We start from the raw sequence: 2,298 nt of genomic DNA, 5'->3' as shown, positions 1-2,298 counted from the left end.
TTGCTTGTACTGGGTTCTTTCGTTCATCGCAACACCTTATATGAGACAGGTGTTGCACTTCAGATTTGAGGCCGCCGCGCATATCGAAGCAATGGCAACCTGGGATGAGCGGCAGAAAGGCATTCCGTTACATGGAACGCATTCTGAAGCCAGAACTCGACAAGCACCTGGTCACGTTTCCGTTGATACGCCTTGGCGAAATGACCATGTACTGCGGATTATTCGAGCAAAGTGGCGCTACCGGTGGGCTGGATTTTTACTTCTTTGTCTGTTCGTCTGCTGCTCGCCCGGAAGACGGTCTCATGTACCGGATCGAGGTTAGCCAGCATGCAATGCAACGGATCATTCAGCGGACGGGCCGAACTGGCGAGACCGAGATTAGCACACGCCTCTGTACCGCCATGGCGAATATCTATTGGTTGCAGCCGTGGATCTCCCGGGACAAATGGTTGCAGTTGGGCCTCGCGTGCGAAGAAGGCGTATTTGTTGGCGAAGTGCAAGACGGCTGCTATAGCATTAAGACTTTCATCCCGGCGATCGACAACGGCAGACCATCACGATGGCGCGATTTACATGCCGACCTGTTCCCCCAGATCCAGCGGCGCGTTCCCCGCGACAAGACGTACGAAGCGGATCAAAGCTCGATTGGCGACTGGCACTTCTTCGCGAATGGGCTGACACGGCGTCATCCAGTCGTCCTTTTTGATGCCGGAAATTAAAGAATGTCGATCAATGACTAGTGTCGTCATACCTGTCTACAACGAAGGACAAAGTTCAATTTCACTGCGCCGCATCGTGGGTTGGTGACGACAGTGACCTCTGCGTTGCGCCTCACGCAGCCGTCCTCGGTCATACCGCCAAAAAATTGGAGCATTCACCCTTTCAGATTGAATGTCCGCTTCCTGAGTGCATTCGACGCTTGAATGTCCAAATCTCGTTGTTGGCGAATGTCGCTTCTTGGCCGAGCGGCGACGTCCTCGAAGACCTTCACTTTCGGGCGATCTTCGGGGACATCAAGTACGGTTACCGGCCTGCGCTCAGTTCCTCCTGCCGCCGCACTCGCGCATCTTCCTCAAGACGTGTCGCTTCGAGTTCCTGCAGAACGCCGTCGAGGTCCACAGGACGCGTGTCGGCTTCGATGCGACCGGTCAGTTCGGCCTCGACATGCAGCCGCCCTGCCTCGAAAAGCGCCCAGATCTCCGTCCCATAACTCGCGGTGAGTATTTGCGGTGCAAACCGTCCGAAGTACGCGGCCAGGTTGTCGACGTCTCGCTTGAGCATGGAGGCAGCTTCGTTGTTTCCGGATGCGTCGACGGCCTGCGGCAGATCAATGATCACCGGCCCGTCTGCTGCCAGGAGGATGTTGTATTCCGACAGGTCGCCGTGAATTACGCCCGCGCAGAGCATGCGGACAACCTGGTTCAGCAGCAACGCGTGCAGTTCGAGGGCGCGGGCTTCGGTCAGCTCGACGTCGTTGAGCCGTGGTGCGACGTCACCCACCTCGTCGATCACCAACTCCATCAGCAACACGCCGTCGGTACAAATATAGGGTTGCGGCACGCGCACACCTGCGTTGGCGAGCCGGAACAGCGCGTCCACTTCAGCGTTCTGCCATGACGCTTCCTGCATCTGACGGCCGTAGCGCGTACCTTTTTCCATCGCCCGCAACTGCCGGCTGTTCTTGACCTTGCGACCGTCCCGATACGACGCTGCTTGCCGAAAACTGCGTTGCTTCGCGTCCTTGTAGACCTTGGCGCAACGCGTCGATTCGCCGCAGCGCACGACATAGACTGTCGCCTCCTTGCCGCTCATCAACTGGCCGATGACTTCGTCGATAAATCCTTCTTCGAGAAGCGGCGCAAGCCGTTTGGGCATTTTCATACGATCGTCGCCCGCGGTTCGTGAAACGTGCATTCCACGCGCGTGGATCGTGAATGGCCCGCTAAGGTATGCGAGACCAACAAACCGATGAATCGAGAAGCTGTTGCCGGCGGCCGTAAGCTTTCTACGTGGGAGATGGGTGGAGTCATGCCGGATTATACGGGTGGTCGAGGACGCGCAGGCTAATATCTCCCGGCGACTGCGTAGATGCATTGAGCCGCCTCCAGACAGCTCCCGGCTTGGCACGACAGGCAGCACGCGACCGAGGCTGTGCGAAAACAAGTGAGGCATCTCGGCGAGGCAGACGGACGGACCTGGTCAATCGACGAGCGGTCGGATCGGTGCGGTCGCCAAAGAAAATTCCGCCTCGCTTTCGATCAAGGCGACTCGCCGCTTGCTTTCATATCTTCATCGCTT

Annotated in this window: 2 protein-coding genes; one reads left to right on the top strand and one right to left on the bottom strand. The window is 57.5% G+C overall.

Annotated elements, in window-relative coordinates; all coding sequences use genetic code 11:
• Positions 1 to 131: 131 nt before the first annotated feature.
• Complete coding sequence (locus NCT32_RS35700) at positions 132 to 719, top strand: hypothetical protein (protein WP_250491413.1); 588 nt, start codon at positions 132 to 134, stop codon at positions 717 to 719.
• 304 nt (positions 720 to 1,023) lie between these two features.
• Here the strand turns inward: NCT32_RS35700 and NCT32_RS35695 are convergent, their stop codons facing one another.
• A complete protein-coding gene (locus tag NCT32_RS35695) occupies positions 1,024 to 1,881 on the bottom strand; it encodes a PA4780 family RIO1-like protein kinase (protein WP_250478033.1) in 858 nt (285 codons plus the stop codon).
• Between the last annotated feature and the right edge of the window lie 417 nt (positions 1,882 to 2,298).

The sequence above is a fragment of the Caballeronia sp. INML2 genome (assembly GCF_023631365.1).
Lineage (GTDB): Bacteria > Pseudomonadota > Gammaproteobacteria > Burkholderiales > Burkholderiaceae > Caballeronia > Caballeronia turbans.
Note: the sequence above shows the minus strand (reverse complement) of the source record. Positions and strands in the feature narration are given on the sequence as shown.